The 16,813-nt window shown below is 61.7% G+C and carries 18 protein-coding genes; 13 read left to right on the top strand and 5 right to left on the bottom strand.

The annotated features are described in order from the left end of the window. Positions 1-101: 101 nt before the first annotated feature. Positions 102-500: an NINE protein gene (locus ACSQ17_RS12675; protein ID WP_233683400.1), complete on the bottom strand. Its 399-nt coding sequence runs from the start codon at positions 498-500 to the stop codon at positions 102-104. Between the two features lie 156 nt (positions 501-656). Here ACSQ17_RS12675 and ACSQ17_RS12670 point away from each other — a divergent pair, with 156 nt between their 5' ends. Then, complete coding sequence (locus ACSQ17_RS12670) at positions 657-1,868, top strand: putative DNA modification/repair radical SAM protein (protein ID WP_436069009.1); 1,212 nt, start codon at positions 657-659, stop codon at positions 1,866-1,868. Then, the gene (locus tag ACSQ17_RS12665) at positions 1,868-2,746 is read left to right on the top strand and encodes a TIGR03915 family putative DNA repair protein (protein ID WP_436069007.1); all 879 of its coding nucleotides are present in this window, start codon (positions 1,868-1,870) and stop codon (positions 2,744-2,746) included. The genes ACSQ17_RS12670 and ACSQ17_RS12665 overlap by 1 nt, the downstream gene beginning before the upstream one ends. Here the strand turns inward: ACSQ17_RS12665 and ACSQ17_RS12660 are convergent. Continuing rightward, entirely contained in the window at positions 2,712-3,857 is a 1,146-nt protein-coding gene (locus tag ACSQ17_RS12660; RefSeq protein ID WP_233683397.1) for a PilT/PilU family type 4a pilus ATPase, read from the bottom strand. The genes ACSQ17_RS12665 and ACSQ17_RS12660 overlap by 35 nt on opposite strands. Positions 3,858-3,962: 105 nt before the next feature. Further along, entirely contained in the window at positions 3,963-4,997 is a 1,035-nt protein-coding gene (locus ACSQ17_RS12655; RefSeq protein ID WP_233683396.1) for a type IV pilus twitching motility protein PilT, read from the bottom strand. 63 nt (positions 4,998-5,060) lie between these two features. Between ACSQ17_RS12655 and ACSQ17_RS12650 the strand changes: the two genes are divergently transcribed. The 11 genes from ACSQ17_RS12650 (at position 5,061) to ACSQ17_RS12600 (ending at position 14,163) form a co-directional block, all read left to right on the top strand. Continuing rightward, positions 5,061-5,747 carry a YggS family pyridoxal phosphate-dependent enzyme gene (locus ACSQ17_RS12650; protein WP_436069004.1) on the top strand — a complete coding sequence of 229 codons (687 nt, stop codon included), beginning with the start codon at positions 5,061-5,063 and terminating at the stop codon, positions 5,745-5,747. Between the two features lie 36 nt (positions 5,748-5,783). After that, complete coding sequence (gene proC, locus ACSQ17_RS12645) at positions 5,784-6,602, top strand: pyrroline-5-carboxylate reductase (protein ID WP_436069002.1); 819 nt, start codon at positions 5,784-5,786, stop codon at positions 6,600-6,602. Between the two features lie 9 nt (positions 6,603-6,611). Beyond that, complete coding sequence (locus ACSQ17_RS12640; protein ID WP_436069000.1) at positions 6,612-7,202, top strand: YggT family protein; 591 nt, start codon at positions 6,612-6,614, stop codon at positions 7,200-7,202. A 13-nt stretch (positions 7,203-7,215) separates the two neighbouring features. Next, positions 7,216-7,512 carry a DUF167 domain-containing protein gene (locus ACSQ17_RS12635; protein ID WP_436068998.1) on the top strand — a complete coding sequence of 99 codons (297 nt, stop codon included), beginning with the start codon at positions 7,216-7,218 and terminating at the stop codon, positions 7,510-7,512. Positions 7,513-7,748: 236 nt separating this feature from the next. Next, positions 7,749-9,731, top strand: coding sequence for a dynamin family protein (locus ACSQ17_RS12630; protein ID WP_436068996.1), 1,983 nt, complete (start codon positions 7,749-7,751; stop codon positions 9,729-9,731). A gap of 108 nt (positions 9,732-9,839) precedes the next feature. After that, positions 9,840-10,979: a homoserine O-succinyltransferase MetX gene (gene metX / locus ACSQ17_RS12625; protein ID WP_436068994.1), complete on the top strand. Its 1,140-nt coding sequence runs from the start codon at positions 9,840-9,842 to the stop codon at positions 10,977-10,979. Between the two features lie 2 nt (positions 10,980-10,981). Continuing rightward, on the top strand, positions 10,982-11,602 hold the full coding sequence (metW, locus tag ACSQ17_RS12620; RefSeq protein WP_233683389.1) for a methionine biosynthesis protein MetW: 621 nt from the start codon (positions 10,982-10,984) through the stop codon (positions 11,600-11,602). Positions 11,603-11,639: 37 nt separating this feature from the next. Further along, complete coding sequence (locus tag ACSQ17_RS12615; RefSeq protein WP_436068991.1) at positions 11,640-12,059, top strand: DUF4426 domain-containing protein; 420 nt, start codon at positions 11,640-11,642, stop codon at positions 12,057-12,059. After that, positions 12,056-12,652: an RdgB/HAM1 family non-canonical purine NTP pyrophosphatase gene (gene rdgB, locus ACSQ17_RS12610; RefSeq protein WP_436068989.1), complete on the top strand. Its 597-nt coding sequence runs from the start codon at positions 12,056-12,058 to the stop codon at positions 12,650-12,652. Before ACSQ17_RS12615 ends, rdgB begins: the two co-directional genes overlap by 4 nt. Next, positions 12,649-13,809: a radical SAM family heme chaperone HemW gene (gene hemW, locus ACSQ17_RS12605; RefSeq protein ID WP_436068987.1), complete on the top strand. Its 1,161-nt coding sequence runs from the start codon at positions 12,649-12,651 to the stop codon at positions 13,807-13,809. Before rdgB ends, hemW begins: the two co-directional genes overlap by 4 nt. Positions 13,810-13,839: 30 nt before the next feature. Then, positions 13,840-14,163, top strand: a complete 324-nt coding sequence (locus tag ACSQ17_RS12600) for a DUF3392 domain-containing protein (RefSeq protein ID WP_436068985.1) — start codon at positions 13,840-13,842, stop codon at positions 14,161-14,163. A gap of 1 nt (position 14,164) precedes the next feature. Here the strand turns inward: ACSQ17_RS12600 and ACSQ17_RS12595 are convergent, their stop codons facing one another. Then, positions 14,165-15,250 (bottom strand): NAD(P)-dependent alcohol dehydrogenase, encoded by a 1,086-nt coding sequence (locus ACSQ17_RS12595; protein WP_436068983.1) that lies wholly within the window; start codon positions 15,248-15,250, stop codon positions 14,165-14,167. A gap of 166 nt (positions 15,251-15,416) precedes the next feature. Further along, positions 15,417-16,760 carry a DUF1329 domain-containing protein gene (locus ACSQ17_RS12590; RefSeq protein ID WP_436068981.1) on the bottom strand — a complete coding sequence of 448 codons (1,344 nt, stop codon included), beginning with the start codon at positions 16,758-16,760 and terminating at the stop codon, positions 15,417-15,419. Positions 16,761-16,813: the final 53 nt, after the last annotated feature.

Here is a 16,813-nt window from a genome sequence, read left to right as displayed (position 1 = left end):
CTTACGATCTGCTACGCGTCGGCCCTGGGGTGTTAAAAACAGGCTATGGATCAGCCAGACAACAAAAGCCCGCCAATTGGCGGGCTTTTGTTGTCTGAGATTCAGGCGCGCTCAGCGTTCTTGATCGACACCTGGGTGTTCAACGTCCAGAAGTCATACAGCACGCCGAGTAGGAACAGGCCACCGGTAAACAGGTAGATGATCCCGGTGATCCACTTGCCTTGGTACATGCGGTGCACACCGAAGATGCCGAGGAAGGTCAGCAGAATCCAGGCGACGTTGTAATCGGTATCGCCGGCGGTAAAGCGCAGATCGGCCTCACGATCCATCGCCGGTATCAGAAACAGGTCGACGATCCAGCCGATAAACAGCAGACCGAAGGTGAAGAACCAGATGGTTCCGGTCACTGGTTTGCCGTAATAGAAACGGTGCGCGCCGAGAAAACCGAAAATCCACAGCAGATAACCGATAAGTTTGCTGTGCGTGTCCTGTCGCTGCATGAGTGTGCCTCCTGGTGGCTGGTAACGCTTTGACGTCACACTCTACGCAAGGTTCGCTGCCCGGGGAAATCCTATGCGCGGAACACCTTCCTCATACTTGATGCCCGCCCTGGATTGCTAAATACTGTACGCATAACCAGTTATTCGAGCACTCTCATGCAACTGATCGAAAAACTTACCGTACTCGCCGACGCCGCCAAGTACGACGCTTCCTGCGCCAGCAGCGGCGCGCCAAACCGCAGCTCCAAGGGCAAGAGCGGTATTGGTTCGACTAACGGCATGGGCATTTGCCACAGTTTTACCCCGGACGGGCGCTGCGTGGCGCTGCTGAAGATCCTGCTGACCAACTTCTGCCTGTATGACTGCCAGTACTGCGTCAACCGCCGCTCCAGCGACGTGCCGCGAGCGCGCTTTACCCCGGAAGAAGTGGTGGCCCTGACCCTGGATTTTTACAAGCGCAACTGCATCAGCGGGCTGTTTCTCAGCTCGGGGATCATCCGCTCGGCCGACTACACCATGGAGCAGCTGATCCGTGTCGCCAAACTGCTGCGCGAAGAGCATGAGTTCCGTGGCTATATCCACCTCAAGACCATTCCCGACGCCGACCCACTACTGATCGCCGAAGCCGGCCGTTATGCCGATCGCCTCAGTGTGAATATCGAACTGCCCACCGAAAGCAGCCTGATCCGCCTGGCCCCGGAAAAGCAGGTGCGCACCATCAAGCAGGCCATGCACTCGATTCATCAGGGTGAGAGCGAGGCCCGCGCAGAGCTACGAGCGCCGCGCTTCGCTCCTGCCGGCCAGAGCACGCAGATGATCATCGGTGCCGACGCCACCGATGACAGCACCATCCTGCACACCGCCGCCTCGCTCTACGGCAACTATCGCCTGCGCCGGGTGTATTACTCGGCGTTCAGCCCGATCCCGCAAAGCCCGAATACCGTGCCCTTTGAAGCGCCGCCCTTGCTACGTGAGCACCGCTTGTATCAGGCCGATTTTCTCCTGCGCGGCTACGGTTTCGAAGTGGGTGAATTGCTCAACGGCCCCGGCAACCTGGCCCTGGACATCGACCCGAAACTGGCCTGGGCGCTGAACAACCGTGAGCACTTCCCCGTCGACCTCAACCGCGCCGAACCGGCCATGATTGCCCGCGTACCCGGCATCGGCGTGCTCAGCGCCAAACGCCTGGTCGCCCTGCGCCGGCAGAAACGCATTCGTTTCGACGACCTGACGCGCCTGCGCTGCGCGCTGGAAAAGGCCAAGCCTTTTATCGTCACCCAGGATTATCGCCCCCTGCAGGCCAGCCGCGAATCCCTGTTGCTGCGCCAGCAACTCAGCGAAACACCCGCACAGATGGCGTTGTGGTAATGCACAGCGCCTCATTCGACGGCAGCTTTGCCGGCTGGCGAGAGGTCGCCAGAAGCCTGATACAACAGCGTGTGCCGCCGCATCAGATCACCTGGCTGACGGACGGCGACAGTGGCGGGCTATTCGACCACGCACCAGTACCCAACAATGCACCAGCCGCGACACCGCCACTGCGAATCCCCAAGCAACTGCTGGAACTGCTGCAGAGCGCTGCACGCTTTCGCGTCGAGGATCGCTGGAGCCTGCTCTATCGGATTCTCTGGCGCGTTGCTCAGGGCGATCACGCCGCCATGCTGCCGGGCGACATTGACGGCAGCCAACTGCATAAACGGCTCAAGGCGATACGCCGCGAGGCCCATCACCTGCATGCTTTCTTACGCTTTCATCCGCGCCCGGAAAACGCCGAAGGCCCGCAGCTGGTGGCCTGGCACGAACCGGCCCATGACATCCTCGCCAGTGCCAGCGGGCATTTTGCCGAACGCCTGGGGCGAACCACCTGGCTGATTGCCACGCCGGATGACGGCGTGTATTGGGATGGCCAGCGCCTGCATTACCAGCGGCCGTGCCCGAGTGAGTGGCAACGCCTGGCGCAAGCACCAGAGGATGAGGGAGAAGCGCTGTGGCTGGCCTATTACGGCAGCACCTTTAACCCGGCGCGGCTAAATCGCAGCGCCTTGGAAACCAGCATGCCTGTGCGCTTCTGGAAAAACCTGCCGGAAGGCCCGCTGATCCCGCAACTGATGAGCCAGGCCCGCGCCGGCGCGCAACGTGATGGTCAGGCTGAAGCCGTGGCGCGCCAGGGCGGCAAACGTATTCGCCACACCGGCGCGCAAGTACCGGACGTCAGCGGAAGCGGCGACCCGGCTCTTCGTCGCTGATTTCCAGCGATAGGCCTTGGGCCATGCTGCTCAGGTGGTCGCCATCGGTTTCCGAACCGAGCTTGATCATCAGGCGCAGGTCGTTGGCCGAGTCGGCGTACAGCAGCGCATCTTCGTAGGTGATCTCGCCCTGGCTGTAGAGGTTGTACAGCGCCTGGTCGAAAGTCTGCATGCCTTGCTCGGTGGAGCGTTTCATCAGCGCCTTGAGCTCATGCACCTCGCCCTTGCGGATCAGGTCAGCCGCCAGCGGGGTGTTAATCAAGACCTCGATCACCGCACGGCGGCCCTTGCCATCCGGGGTCGGGATCAGTTGCTGGGCGACGATGGCCTTGAGGTTCAGCGACAGGTCCATCCACACCTGGTTCTGCCGGTCGGAGGGGAAGAAGTTGATGATGCGGTCCAGCGCCTGGTTGGCGTTGTTGGCGTGCAGTGTGGCCAGGCACAGGTGACCGGTTTCGGCGAAGGCCACGGCATGGTCCATGGTCTCGCGGGTACGCACCTCACCGATGAGAATCACGTCCGGTGCCTGGCGCAGGGTGTTCTTCAGCGCCACCTCGAAGGACTCGGTGTCGATACCCACCTCACGCTGAGTGACGATGCAGCTCTGGTGCTGGTGGATGTATTCGATTGGGTCTTCGATGGAAATGATGTGGCCGCTGCTGTTCTTGTTGCGGTAACCGATCATCGCCGCCAGGGAAGTCGACTTACCGGTACCGGTCGCCCCGACAAACAGCACCAGACCGCGCTTGGTCAGGGCCAGCTTCTTGAGGATTTCCGGCAGTTTCAGCTCGTCCAGCGTCGGGATGTTGGTCTCGATACGACGCAGCACCATACCGGCCAGGTTGCGCTGGTAAAACGCACTGACGCGGAAACGGCCAACGCCACGGGCGCTGATGGCGAAGTTGCACTCGTGGTTCTCGGCAAAGTCGCGGCGCTGCTGCTCGTTCATCACCGCATGCACGGTTTCACGGGTCTGCTCCGGCGACATGGGCGTCTTGGTGATCGGCATGATCTTGCCGTTGACCTTCATCGACGGTGGCACGCCAGCGGTAATAAACAGGTCGGAGCCGCCCTTTTCCACCATCAGGCGCAGCAGTTTTTCGAATTCCATCGTTGTTCGCCCATGTGCATCACGCGGTTATGCAAAGGCCAGCGGCAGGCGCGTGAATTGCCGCTGGTGTGGACCCGGTGGCGGAACCACCTGGGTGCTGTCGGTCTAGAAGTTTTCCGGGGTTTTGGCTTTTTCCCGCGCAGCTTCGCGCGTGACGATACCTTTGGACACCAGGGTTTTCAGGCAGGAGTCGAGGGTTTGCATGCCCAGCGAACCACCGGTCTGGATCGCCGAATACATCTGCGCCACCTTGTCCTCACGGATCAGGTTACGGATGGCCGGGGTGCCGATCATGATTTCGTGGGCGGCCACACGACCGCCGCCGATCTTCTTCAGCAGGGTCTGCGAAATCACCGATTGCAGCGATTCGGAGAGCATGGAGCGAACCATGGATTTCTCCTCCGCCGGAAACACGTCGACCACGCGGTCGATGGTCTTGGCCGCCGAGGTGGTGTGCAGGGTGCCGAACACCAGGTGACCGGTTTCTGCAGCGGTCAGCGCCAGGCGGATGGTTTCCAGGTCACGCATCTCACCGACCAGAATGATGTCCGGGTCTTCCCGCAGTGCCGAGCGCAGGGCTTCAGTGAAGCCCAGGGTGTCACGGTGCACTTCACGCTGGTTGACCAGGCACTTCTTCGATTCGTGAACGAATTCGATCGGGTCTTCGACGGTGAGGATGTGGTGATACTTGTTGCTGTTGATGTAGTCGAGCATCGCCGCCAGAGTGGTCGACTTGCCGGAACCGGTCGGCCCGGTAACCAGCACCAGACCGCGCGGCACATCGGAAATCTTGCGGAAGATCTCGCCCATGCCGAGGTCTTCCATGCTCAGCACTTTAGACGGAATGGTCCGGAATACCGCGCCAGAACCGCGGTTCTGGTTGAAGGCGTTGACCCGGAAACGCGCCACGCCCGGTACTTCGAAGGAGAAGTCGGTTTCGAGGAATTCCTCGAAATCCTTGCGCTGCTTGTCGTTCATGATGTCGTAGATCAGCGCATGCACCTGTTTATGGTCCAGCGCAGGCAAATTGATCCGGCGAACATCACCGTCGACCCGAATCATCGGAGGCAGGCCAGCGGAGAGATGCAGGTCCGATGCACCTTGCTTGGCGCTGAAGGCCAGCAATTCAGTGATATCCATGGGACTCCCTAATGACAGACAAGCAGGTAGAATGCCGCGAAACCCAGGCGGCGGGCGCAAGTAATGTCCACGATAGCAGAGAATATTGCAAAGGTCGGAGTGCGCATCCGTGAGGCGGCGCAAGCCTCGCAGCGAGATTGTGCAGCGGTTGGCCTGCTCGCAGTGAGCAAAACCAAACCCGCCGCCGCGATCCGCGAAGCCTTTGCCGCCGGCGTGCAGGATTTCGGCGAAAACTACCTGCAGGAAGCCCTGGAAAAGCAGGCCGAATTGAGCGACCTGGCGCTGACCTGGCACTTTATCGGCCCGATCCAATCGAACAAAACCAAGTCCATCGCAGAGCACTTCGCCTGGGTGCATTCGGTGGATCGCCTGAAAATCGCCCAGCGCCTGTCTGGTCAGCGTCCGGCGCACCTGCCGGCGTTGAACATCTGCTTACAGGTCAATGTCAGTGGTGAAGCCAGCAAGTCTGGCTGCCACCCGGACGAGCTGCTGGCACTGGCACAAGCGGTTACACAACTGCCCAACCTGCGCCTACGCGGATTGATGACAATTCCCGAGCCCACCGATGCCCCCAGCGAGCAACGTGCCGCTTTCGCCCGCCTGCGTGAGCTGAAGCAGAGCCTGAACCTGGGCCTCGACACCTTGTCCATGGGCATGAGCCATGACCTGGAAGCGGCGATTGCCGAAGGGGCAACCTGGGTGCGTATCGGTACGGCGTTATTCGGCGCGCGTGATTACAGCAAGACCTGATTGAGTTTGCCTTCAGCCTTATTAAGGAAGCCCGTTATGACCACTCCCCGCATTGCCTTTATCGGTGCCGGCAATATGGCCGCCAGCCTGATCGGCGGCCTGCGTGCCCAGGGCATCGACGCCATCGCCATTCGCGCCAGTGACCGCGGCGCCGAACAGCGCAGCAAGATCAGCGCCGAGTACGGCATCGCCACCTTCGAAGCCAATGCCGAAGCTATCCAGGGTGCGGACGTGATCGTACTGTCGGTCAAGCCACAGGTGATGAAGGAGGTCTGTCTGGATCTCGCCGCGCATATCGGCGAGCAGCAGCTGGTGGTATCGATTGCCGCCGGCATCAGCTGCGCCAGCCTGGAAAACTGGCTCGGCCCGCGCGCCATTGTACGCTGCATGCCCAACACCCCAGCCTTACTGCGTCAGGGCGTCAGCGGTCTGTATGGCAATGCCCAGGTTTCGCCAGCCCAGCGCCAGCAGGCCGAGCAACTGCTCAGCGCCGTCGGCCTGGCGCTGTGGCTGGATCAGGAAGCACAGATAGATGCCGTCACCGCCGTCTCCGGCAGCGGCCCGGCGTATTTCTTCCTGCTGATTGAAGCCATGACCGCCGCTGGCGAGAAGCTCGGCCTGCCACGCGACACCGCAGCCCAGCTGACCATGCACACCGCGCTGGGCGCCGCACGCATGGCGGTGGCCAGTGATGTTGACGCCAGCGAACTGCGCCGCCGCGTCACCTCGCCGGCCGGCACCACCGAAGCAGCCATCAAGACCTTCCAGGCCAACGGCTTCGAGGCCCTGGTCGAAAAAGCCCTCACCGCCGCCGCCCAGCGTTCCGCCGAACTGGCCGAACAACTGGGTCAATAAGGAGCGACCATGACCGGACTCGATACCGCCGCCGTTTATATCCTGCAAACCATCGGCAGCCTGTACCTGCTGATCGTTCTGCTGCGCTTTATCCTGCAACTGGTGCGGGCGGACTTCTACAACCCGCTCAGCCAGTTCATCGTGCGCGCCACCCATCCGCTGCTGAAACCACTGCGCAAGGTGATTCCGAGCGTCGCCGGGCTTGATCTGGCCTCGCTGGTGCTGGCCATCGTGGTGCAGCTGGTACTGATGGCGCTGACCTTGATGCTGCTCGGCTATGGCGTGGACAACCCGCTGCAACTGCTGGTGTGGTCGATCATTGGCGTCACCGCACTGTTCCTCAAGGTGTTCTTCTTCGCCCTGATCATCAGCGTGATTCTGTCCTGGGTCGCCCAAGGCAGTCATAACCCGACGGCCATGCTGATCAACCAGATCTGCGAGCCGCTGCTCGCGCCAATTCGCCGCATCCTGCCGAGCATGGGCGGGCTGGATCTGTCGCCGATCGTGGCCTTTCTGATTCTCAACCTGATCGACATGCTGGTGATCCGCAACCTGGCGGTGATGACCGGCATGTACAAAGGCCTGAGCCTGGCGATCTGATCGCGAGCGCCAGATGAGCCACTTTCGCTGGGACGGCGCCGACCTGATCCTCGAATGCCACCTGCAGCCCAAAGCGAGCCGTGATGAGTTCGCCGGGCTGCACGGTGATCGGCTGAAAATCCGTCTCACGGCCCCTCCTGTGGACGGCAAGGCCAATGCCCACCTGCTGGCCTTTCTGGCCAGCGTGTTTGCCGTCAGCAAAAGCCAGGTCAGCCTGGAAAGCGGCCAACAGAGCCGCCAGAAGCGTGTGCGCATCAAACAACCACAACGACTGCCCGTCGAACTTGCACTGACCGCTCAGTCACTCTGACCGACCATAAGGCGGGCGTGCGACGACATGCAATTGACGCCATAGCTGCGACCCGCATAATGCCAAACAGGTTAATCCACGAACGTCGCGGATCTGGCGTAATTCCACAGGCTTTAAAGCGTGATCTGCCGCACCTGCTTGCTGTGTGACAGCGTTCAATCTGTGCCCGACTTAACCTGGGTGCCGCAAGCCCCAGTCGCCCCACAATGAATGCGCCAACCGGAGGAAAGCCCAGGATGAGCATGGAACGTCTCAGTCAGCAGGTCGATGCCTACGTCGCCTGGAAGCGCGAGCTGATGCGCGAGATCACCCGCTACCGCAGCTGGCTGGTGAACAATCGGCTGAACTCCGAGGCCGTGGAAGCCAAGCTTGAGCGCGCGCTGAAACTGCTGCGCACCGACCACATCACCCTGGCCTTTGTCGGCGAGTTCTCGCGCGGCAAGACTGAACTGATCAACAGCCTGTTCTTCTCTTCTTACGGCCAGCGCATGCTGCCGTCTCAGGCCGGGCGCACCACCATGTGCCCCACCGAGCTGTTCTTCGACCCACGCTCGGAACGCTCCTATATCCGTCTGCTGCCCATTGAAACCCGTGTCGCCGAAGCCAGCGTGGCGCAGTTCAAGCGCATCCCCCGACATTGGGTAAATATTCCGCTGGACCTCAGCGACCCGGACAACATGGTACAGGCCTTCAACCAGGTAGCCCGCACCAAGCCCATGCCAGTGGAGCAGGCAATCGCCCTAGGCTTTCACCCAGATATGCTGGAAAGCACCAGCAAACCCGGCGAAGTGCTGGTACCGGCCTGGCGTCACGCCATGGTCAACTTCGATCATCCGCTGCTGCGTCAGGGCCTGCGCATCCTCGACACCCCCGGCCTGAACGCCCTCGGCAGCGAGCCGGAACTGACCCTGTCGATGCTGCCCAGCGCCCAGGCAATCATCTTTCTGCTGTCCGCCGACACCGGCGTAACCGCCAGCGACATGGCCGTGTGGCAACAGCACATCCGCCAGCTCGACGAAGACACCCAGACCAGCCTGTTCGCCGTGCTGAACAAGATCGACGTGCTCTGGGATGACCTGGCCGGCGAAGCTTTTGTGCAGAATGCCATCCGCCAGATCCAGACCAGCACCGCACGCCAGCTCGGTATCCGCGTGGAGGACGTGCTGCCGTTGTCGGCCAAGCAGGCGATGCTGGCCAAGGTGCGCAAGGACACCGAACTGCTTGCGCGCAGCCAGATGAACAACCTGGAAAACCTTCTCTGCGAGCGGATCATCGCGCAGAAGGAACGCCTGCTCGAAGACCGCGTGGTCAATCAGGTGCTGAGGCTGCTGCAGAACAGCCAGCACGTACTCAACCTGCGCCTGGAAAAGGTCAACGAACAGCAAGCGCTGCTGAGCAATCACCAGCATGACAACGGCCAGATGCTCTTCGAGCTGACCGCCAAGACCAAAGAAGATCACAGCCAGCACCACAAACGCCTGCTCGGCCTGAAAACCAACCAGCGTCTGCTTAAACGCCAGGGCGATCTGCTGCGCCATGCGGCCCGTCATGAGCGTCTGGACGAGCACCTGAACAAGGTACGCAAAAACCTCACCGGCAGCTGGACCACCCTGGGCATCAACCAGGCCATTCTGCACTTCTTCCGCAGCGTGGAGCAGGACCTGCACAACCTGGCCCAGGAAGCCGACATGGCCAACAAGATGGTCGCGGCCATCTACCGTCGGCACAACGAAGAAAACCCGCTGCACGGCGTCGATGCGCCGCAGTTCAACGTCAACCGCTACCTGCGTGAACTCAAGCAACAGCAGACCAAAGCCGACCAGTTCCGCTTGCAGTTGAAAACCCTGCTGACCGAACAGCGCAGCCTAACCAAACGCTTCTTCGCCACCCTGGTGCAGGAAGTGATCGGCCTGCACCAGCGCATGCGCCAGGAAGCCGAACAGTGGGCCAGCGATGCACTGATGCCACTGATGCAGCACACCCTGGAGCACAAGCAGCTGCTGGAAACCCACATGCTGCGGCTCAAGGCCCTGGCTCAGGAAACCCAGCAGGCGCGCCAACGCGGTCAACAACTGGCCCGCTACAGTGGCGAGTTGGAGCAGCAACTGGCGCAAGCCAACGACATGTTGCGCATCCTGCGCCGCCCTGCCCCGGTGCAACGCCAGGGCAAGGTGGTCAACCTGCCTGGGGCCGCACGCCCGCATAGCATTGGCGAATAACCAACAGCTGCAACCCGCGCCAACTGCCCTACCCAGCCGCCCCATGCGCTTGCCGCCTGGGGCGGTGCTCTTTAGACTGCGGCTCTTCCTTTACTGCGAGCAGGGTTGATGTCGACTGCCTTTCCTCAAGACTCTGTTGGCCTGGTTACGCCCCAAGTGATGCACTTCGCCGAGCCGTTGGCGCTCGCCTGTGGACGCAGCCTGGCCGACTACCAACTGATCTTCGAAACCTATGGCCAGCTGAATGCCACGGCGAGCAACGCCGTGCTGATCTGCCACGCCCTCTCCGGCCACCACCACGCCGCCGGCTATCACAGCGCCGATGACCGTAAACCGGGCTGGTGGGACAGCTGCATCGGCCCTGGCAAGCCGATCGACACCAACAAGTTCTTTGTCGTCAGCCTGAACAACCTTGGCGGCTGCAACGGTTCCACCGGCCCCAGCAGCATCAATCCGGCCACCGGCAAACCCTTCGGTGCCGACTTCCCGGTGATGACCGTGGAAGACTGGGTGCACAGCCAGGCGCGACTGGCCGACAACCTCGGCATCAGCCAGTGGGCCGCCGTAATCGGCGGCAGCCTCGGCGGCATGCAGGCCATGCAATGGACCATCAGCTACCCCGAGCGCGTACGTCACTGCCTGGCCATCGCCTCGGCACCCAAGCTGTCGGCGCAGAACATCGCCTTCAACGAAGTGGCACGCCAGGCGATCCTGACCGACCCGCAGTTCCACGGCGGACACTTCCAGGAACAAGGGGTGATCCCCAAGCGCGGGCTGATGCTGGCGCGCATGGTCGGCCACATTACCTACCTGTCGGACGACGCCATGGGCGAGAAATTCGGCCGTGGCTTGAAGAGCGAGAAGCTCAACTACGACTTCCACAGCGTCGAATTCCAGGTGGAAAGCTACCTGCGCTACCAGGGTGAAGAGTTCTCCGGGCGCTTCGACGCCAACACCTACCTGTTGATGACCAAGGCACTGGACTACTTCGACCCGGCGGCGGCCTTCGACGGCGACTTGGCCAAGACCCTGGCACAGGCCACGGCAGATTTCTGCGTGATGTCCTTTACCACCGACTGGCGCTTCTCGCCGGCACGCTCGCGGGAAATCGTCGATGCACTGACCGCCGCGCGGAAAAACGTCTGCTACCTGGAGATCGACGCGCCACAGGGCCACGACGCCTTCCTGATGCCGATCCCGCGTTATCTGCAGGCGTTCGACAGCTATATGAAACGGATCAAGGTGTAGTCATGCGCGCGGACCTCGAAATCATCCAGGAATGGATTCCCGCAGGCAGCCGTGTGCTCGACCTGGGGTGCGGCAATGGTGAGTTGCTCGCCTGGCTGGCCGAACACAAGCAGGTCAGCGGCTACGGCCTGGAAATCGATGCGGACAATATCGCCCAGTGCGTGAGCAAGGGCGTCAACGTGATCGAGCAGAACCTCGACAAAGGCCTGGGCAACTTCGCCAGCAACAGCTTTGACGTGGTGGTCATGACCCAGTCGCTGCAAGCCCTGCACTACCCGGACAAGGTGCTGGCGGAGATGCTGCGGGTCGGCAAGACCTGCATCATCACCTTCCCCAACTTCGGCCATTGGCAGTGCCGCTGGTACCTCACCACCAAGGGCCGCATGCCGGTGTCGGATTTTCTGCCGTACACCTGGTTCAATACGCCGAACATCCACTTCTGCACCTTCGAGGACTTCGAAAACCTCTGCCACGATCAAGGTGCGAAAGTCATGGATCGCCTGGCCGTGGACCGCGACCACCGGCACGGCTGGGCCAGCCGTATCTGGCCTAATCTGTTAGGTGAAATCGGCATTTACCGGATCAGCGGGCCTACCGCCAAAGACGTGCAGATTGCCAACTAGGTGACTGCCTCGCAAGACTAGCTATCAGGAGCCCCCCATGCGCCGCATCGCACTACTGTTGATCGCCCTGTGCCTGAGCCTGCCCGCGCTGGCTGAACGCAAGCAGACCTTCGGCGACCTCGACGTGCACTACATCGCCTTCAATTCCAGCTTTCTGCAGCCGGACATTGCCGCCGCCAGCGGCCTGGTGCGCAGCAAGACTCAGGGCGTGGTGAACATCTCCGTGCTCAAGGCCGGCAAGGCCAGCAGTGCCAGCGTCAGTGGCGAAGTAAAGGACCTGGTCGGCCGCAGCCAGCCGCTGAGCTTCAAGCAGGTCAACGAAGGTGAAGCAATCTATTACCTGGCGCAATTCAACTTCACCCAGCGAGAGATGCTGCGTTTCACCATCAACGTGCGTGCCGCCGATGGCGTGGCGCACAGCTTCGACTTCAACCAGGAATTCTTCCCAGACGAATGATGCCTTTCAACGAGCTTGTACTCGCCAGCCATAACGCCGGCAAACTCAAAGAGCTGCAGGCCATGCTCGGCAGCAGCGTACGTGTGCGCTCGGTCGGCGAGTTCTCCATGGTCGAGCCGGAAGAAACCGGCCTGTCGTTTATCGAGAACGCCATCCTCAAGGCGCGCAATGCCGCGCGGCTGTCGGGCTTGCCGGCGCTGGCAGACGACTCTGGCCTGGCGGTGGACTTTCTCGGCGGTGCGCCGGGCATCTATTCGGCGCGCTACGCCGATGGCCAGGGTGACGCGGCGAACAACGCCAAGCTACTCGACGCCCTGAAGAATGTGCCGGATGCCGAGCGCGGCGCGCAGTTCGTCTGCTGCCTGGCACTGGTGCGGCATGCCGACGATCCGCTGCCGATCATCTGCGAAGGCCTCTGGCACGGACGTATCCTGCACGCTGCACAAGGCGTGGAAGGCTTTGGCTATGACCCGCTGTTCTGGGTGCCCGAGCGCGACTGTTCCAGCGCCGAGCTGCCGGCTGCCGAAAAAAACCAGATCAGCCACCGCGCCAGCGCCATGGCCCTGCTGAAACAGCGGCTGGGCCTGGCATGACCACCGCGTCCGGCGGCGGCTTTGCGCTGCCGCCCCTTGCACTCTATGTGCACATTCCCTGGTGCGTGAAGAAGTGCCCGTATTGCGACTTCAATTCCCACACCGCCGGGCCAAACCTGCCGGAAGAAGAATACGTCGACGCCCTGCTGGCCGATCTCGATGCTGATCTGGCGCAGGTGCATAACCGTCCGCTGGGTTCGATCTTCTTTGGCGGCGGCACCCCCAGCCTGTTCTCAGCCAAGGCCCTCGGCCGCCTGCTTGAAGGCGTGGAGCGGCGCATACCGTTTGCCGCCGATATCGAAATCACCCTGGAAGCCAACCCCGGCACCTTTGAGCAGGCCAAGTTCAAGGACTACCGCCGCTTGGGTATCAATCGCCTGTCGATCGGCGTGCAGAGTTTCCAGGCACCCAAACTGATCGCCCTGGGGCGCATCCATGACGGCGACGAAGCGGTACACGCCGCCGATATGGCCCGTGCTGCCGGCTTCGACAACTTCAACCTCGACCTGATGCACGGCCTGCCGAACCAGTCCATCGAGGATGCCCTGAGCGATCTGCGCACCGCCATTGCCCAGGGGCCGACACATCTCTCCTGGTATCAGCTGACGGTGGAGCCGAACACGGTATTCTGGAACCAGCCGCCCGAGGTGCCGGAAGACGATATTCTCTGGGACATTCAGGAAGCCGGGCAGGCTCTGCTGACCGCTGAAGGTTATGCGCAATACGAAGTGTCGGCCTACGCCCAGCCTGGCAAAGCGGCGCGGCACAATCTGAACTATTGGGCTTTCGGCGACTTTCTCGGCATCGGTGCCGGTGCCCACGCCAAACTCAGCCAGCCGGACGGGCGCATCAGCCGTAGCTGGAAAACCCGCCTACCCAAGGACTACCTCGACGCCAGCAAACGCTTCAGCGCCGGCGAGCGCGTCCTGGGTGCTGATGAACTGCCCTTCGAATTTCTGATGAATGTGCTGCGCCTCACGGACGGCGTCGCCAGCGAACTGTTCACTCAGCGCACCGGCCTGCCGCTTAGCCAGCTTGCGGCCGCGCGCATCGAAGCGCAAAAGCGCGGCCTGCTGCACAGCGATTCGACACGCCTGTGCGCCACCCGCGAAGGCCAGCTGTTTCTCAACGACCTGCTGCAGTATTTTCTACCCTGACGCACACGCCGCTACGGCTAAGGACACCGGATGGACCTGCTACTCGACCTGATCGTCACCCTGTCGCGCTGGAGCCGCAGCCACCTCTACGATATTTCCCTGGCAATCATGGCCACCCTGCTGGTGCTGTTCGGCCCTGGCATCAACGCCTGGGTACAACGCAATACCGCCAGCATGAACTTCATCTTCCGCACACTGATCTTCGTACTGCTGTGTGCGCTGGGCTACGGTTTGCTGATCATCTTCGCCACACCCTACCTGGCCAAAGGCCTGGGTCTGTTCAACAACTTCACCCTGGCCCCGGTGCTGATCCTGGTGTTCTTTATCATCGGCATCCTCGCCGACCGCAACTAAATCAGCACTCAGAAAACGGCTTGATCGCCACCTTGAGCACGCCGTCGCGCTGGTGAGCAAAGAGATCGTAGGCTGCGACGATCTCATCCAGCGCATACTGGTGCGTCACCAGTGCGCCGAAGTCGACGCGCCCGGAGGCCACCACATTGATCAGCCGGCGCATGCGTTCCTTACCGCCCGGGCACAATGAGGTGACGATCTTGTGGTCACCTAAACCAGCGTGGAACGCCGACAGCGGGATCACCAGATCCGTAGAGTACACGCCCAGGCTGGACAACGTGCCGCCCGGTTTGAGCACACGCAATGCGCTTTCGAAAGTGGATTGCAGGCCCAACGCCTCGATGGCCGCATCCACACCACGGCCCCCGGTCAGGCGCAGGATTTCCTCGACCACATCGACCTGATTGAAGTTCAGGGTGACATCCGCACCCATCTGCCGGGCAATCTGCAAGCGCTGCTCGACACCATCGACCACGATGATGGTGCTCGCCCCGCGCAGCTTGGCACCGGCCGTGGCGCACAAGCCAATTGGCCCCTGGGCGAAGACGGCGACCACATCACCGATCTTGATATTCGCGGCTTCCGCGCCGGCAAACCCGGTGGACATGATGTCCGGGCACATCAGCACCTGCTCGTCAGTCAGACCATCCGGCACCGGAGCCAGGTTGCCCTGAGCATCCGGCACCAGCACATACTCGGCCTGGGTACCGTCGATGCTGTTGCCGAAGCGCCAGCCGCCCATGGGCTTGTAACCATGGCAGCTACAGCCGCCATCCTGAGAGGAATAGCCATCCTGGCTGGCGTAGGAGCTGAAACTCGGGCAGATGGCCCCGGCAATCACCCGTTGCCCCTCCTGATAGCCCTGCACGTTGCTGCCCAGTTTCTCGATGATGCCGACCGGTTCGTGGCCAATGGTCAGCCCCCTGGCCACCGGGTATTCGCCCTTGAGGATATGCACATCGGTGCCACAGATGGTCGTGGTGGTAATCCGCAACAGCGCATCATTGGGCCCCACTGGCGGGATGGGCTTGTCCACCAGCTCAATACGTCCGGATTCGATAAACACCGCTGCTTTCATCATGCTCATGGTCAGGCTCCTTGTAGGCGTTGACACCGAACCCTGACAGTAGCCGAGTACAACCTCGGCGCGGTTGTCCTGCATCAACACCCAGCCAGACTGCGGCACAAGCGCGCGGGCTACAGCCATAAAAAAACCGCCTGCGGGAGGCGGTTTTTTTCAGTGCAAGCGAGGTTTAGTTGCCTTCGCGGCGCAGCGCCTGCGGGGTGAAGTCGCGCGGCGTCAGCTTGGCGTTGAAGTTGTACATCGGCTCGTTGTTGTCCAGGCCGTCGACAAAGTAACGCTTGCCCTTGAAGTCGTAGATGGTCTCCAGGGTGCTGCCGAACATCGGTACGTCGTAGTAGCTGATCGGATGGCTTTCCTGCACACCCGTCAGCTCGCCGCTCTTGTCGTAGAGGTCGGCGGCGAGAATCTGCCAGCTGTCCTCGTCGATGTAGAAGCGACGCTTGGCATACGGATGGCTAAAGCCCTTGCGCAACTCGGCATCAACCACCCAGACACGGTGCAGTTCATAACGCAGCAGTTCCGGGTTGACGGTGTTGCTGCGCAGGATGTTGTCGTAAGGGATGCCCTTCTGGTGCACGGCGTAGCTGTTGTACGGCACCAGCATTTCCTGCTTACCCACGAGGGTCCACTCGTAACGATCCGGTGCACCGTTATAGGAGTCGACTACGTCGGCGGTGGCCATGCCGTTGGTATCCGGCTGCAGGGTGTCGTAGGCCAGCATCGGCAGACGACGTACGCGGCGCTCGCCACGGTTGAAGCGCCAGGCCTTGCGGATCGCCAGCACCTGGTCGAGGGTTTCCTGCACCACCAGCGCCGAACCGGCGAGCTTGGCAGGCGCGACCACCTTGTACTTGTAGTAGAACAGGGTGTTGTCCAGGTCCTGCGGGCTGACGCCTTCACGCCCGTAGAGGAAGTAGATGTCACGTTCCAGCTTGAGCAGGTTATAGGCACCGTTGCTCAGTACCGCCGCCTGGTTGGTGACAAAGCTGATCTGATCGCCACGGTAACGCATGATGTGGTTCCAGATCGCTTCCTGGCCGGTCTGCGGCAACGGGAAAGGAATCCCGGCCGCCACGCCGGCTACACCGTTGCCACCAGAAATCAGCTCGGCGTTCAGTGCATTGAAGCGTGTAGCGTCATAGATCCGCTGCGGCGCGGCCGCACTGCGCCGGGTCGGGAACACGCGCAGGGCGTAGTCCGGGTTCTTTTCCAGCAGCGCCTTGAGGCCGGCCGGCAGCTGCGCCTGGTACTGCGCCAGGTTCTGGCTGTTGACCTGATACAGCGGTACATCGCTGCTGTAGGGATCCGGGTGGTGCATGCCGGGCTGGTAGTTGGCCGGCGGCTGCGCCAAGCCACCGTCCCAGGCGGGGATGGTGCCGGCGGCGTTACCCGCGCGCTCACCGCCCAGCGGCGTCAGGTCCTGCCCCAGGCGTGCAGCCTGAGCACTGTCGACTTTGGCCTGCGCCTGTAGCGCGCACGTAGCCAGCAGCAGAATTGAAAGCGTTCTCAACACAGCGATCTCCTCGCAGCCTGGCCAGAGGCAGGGCTGCTGTTCTTATGACCCGG

This window comes from Pseudomonas sp. LjRoot71 (assembly GCF_964253255.1).
Lineage (GTDB): Bacteria > Pseudomonadota > Gammaproteobacteria > Pseudomonadales > Pseudomonadaceae > Aquipseudomonas.
The sequence above is the reverse complement of the archived record's forward strand: the minus strand, read 5'-3'. Positions and strand labels throughout refer to the sequence as shown.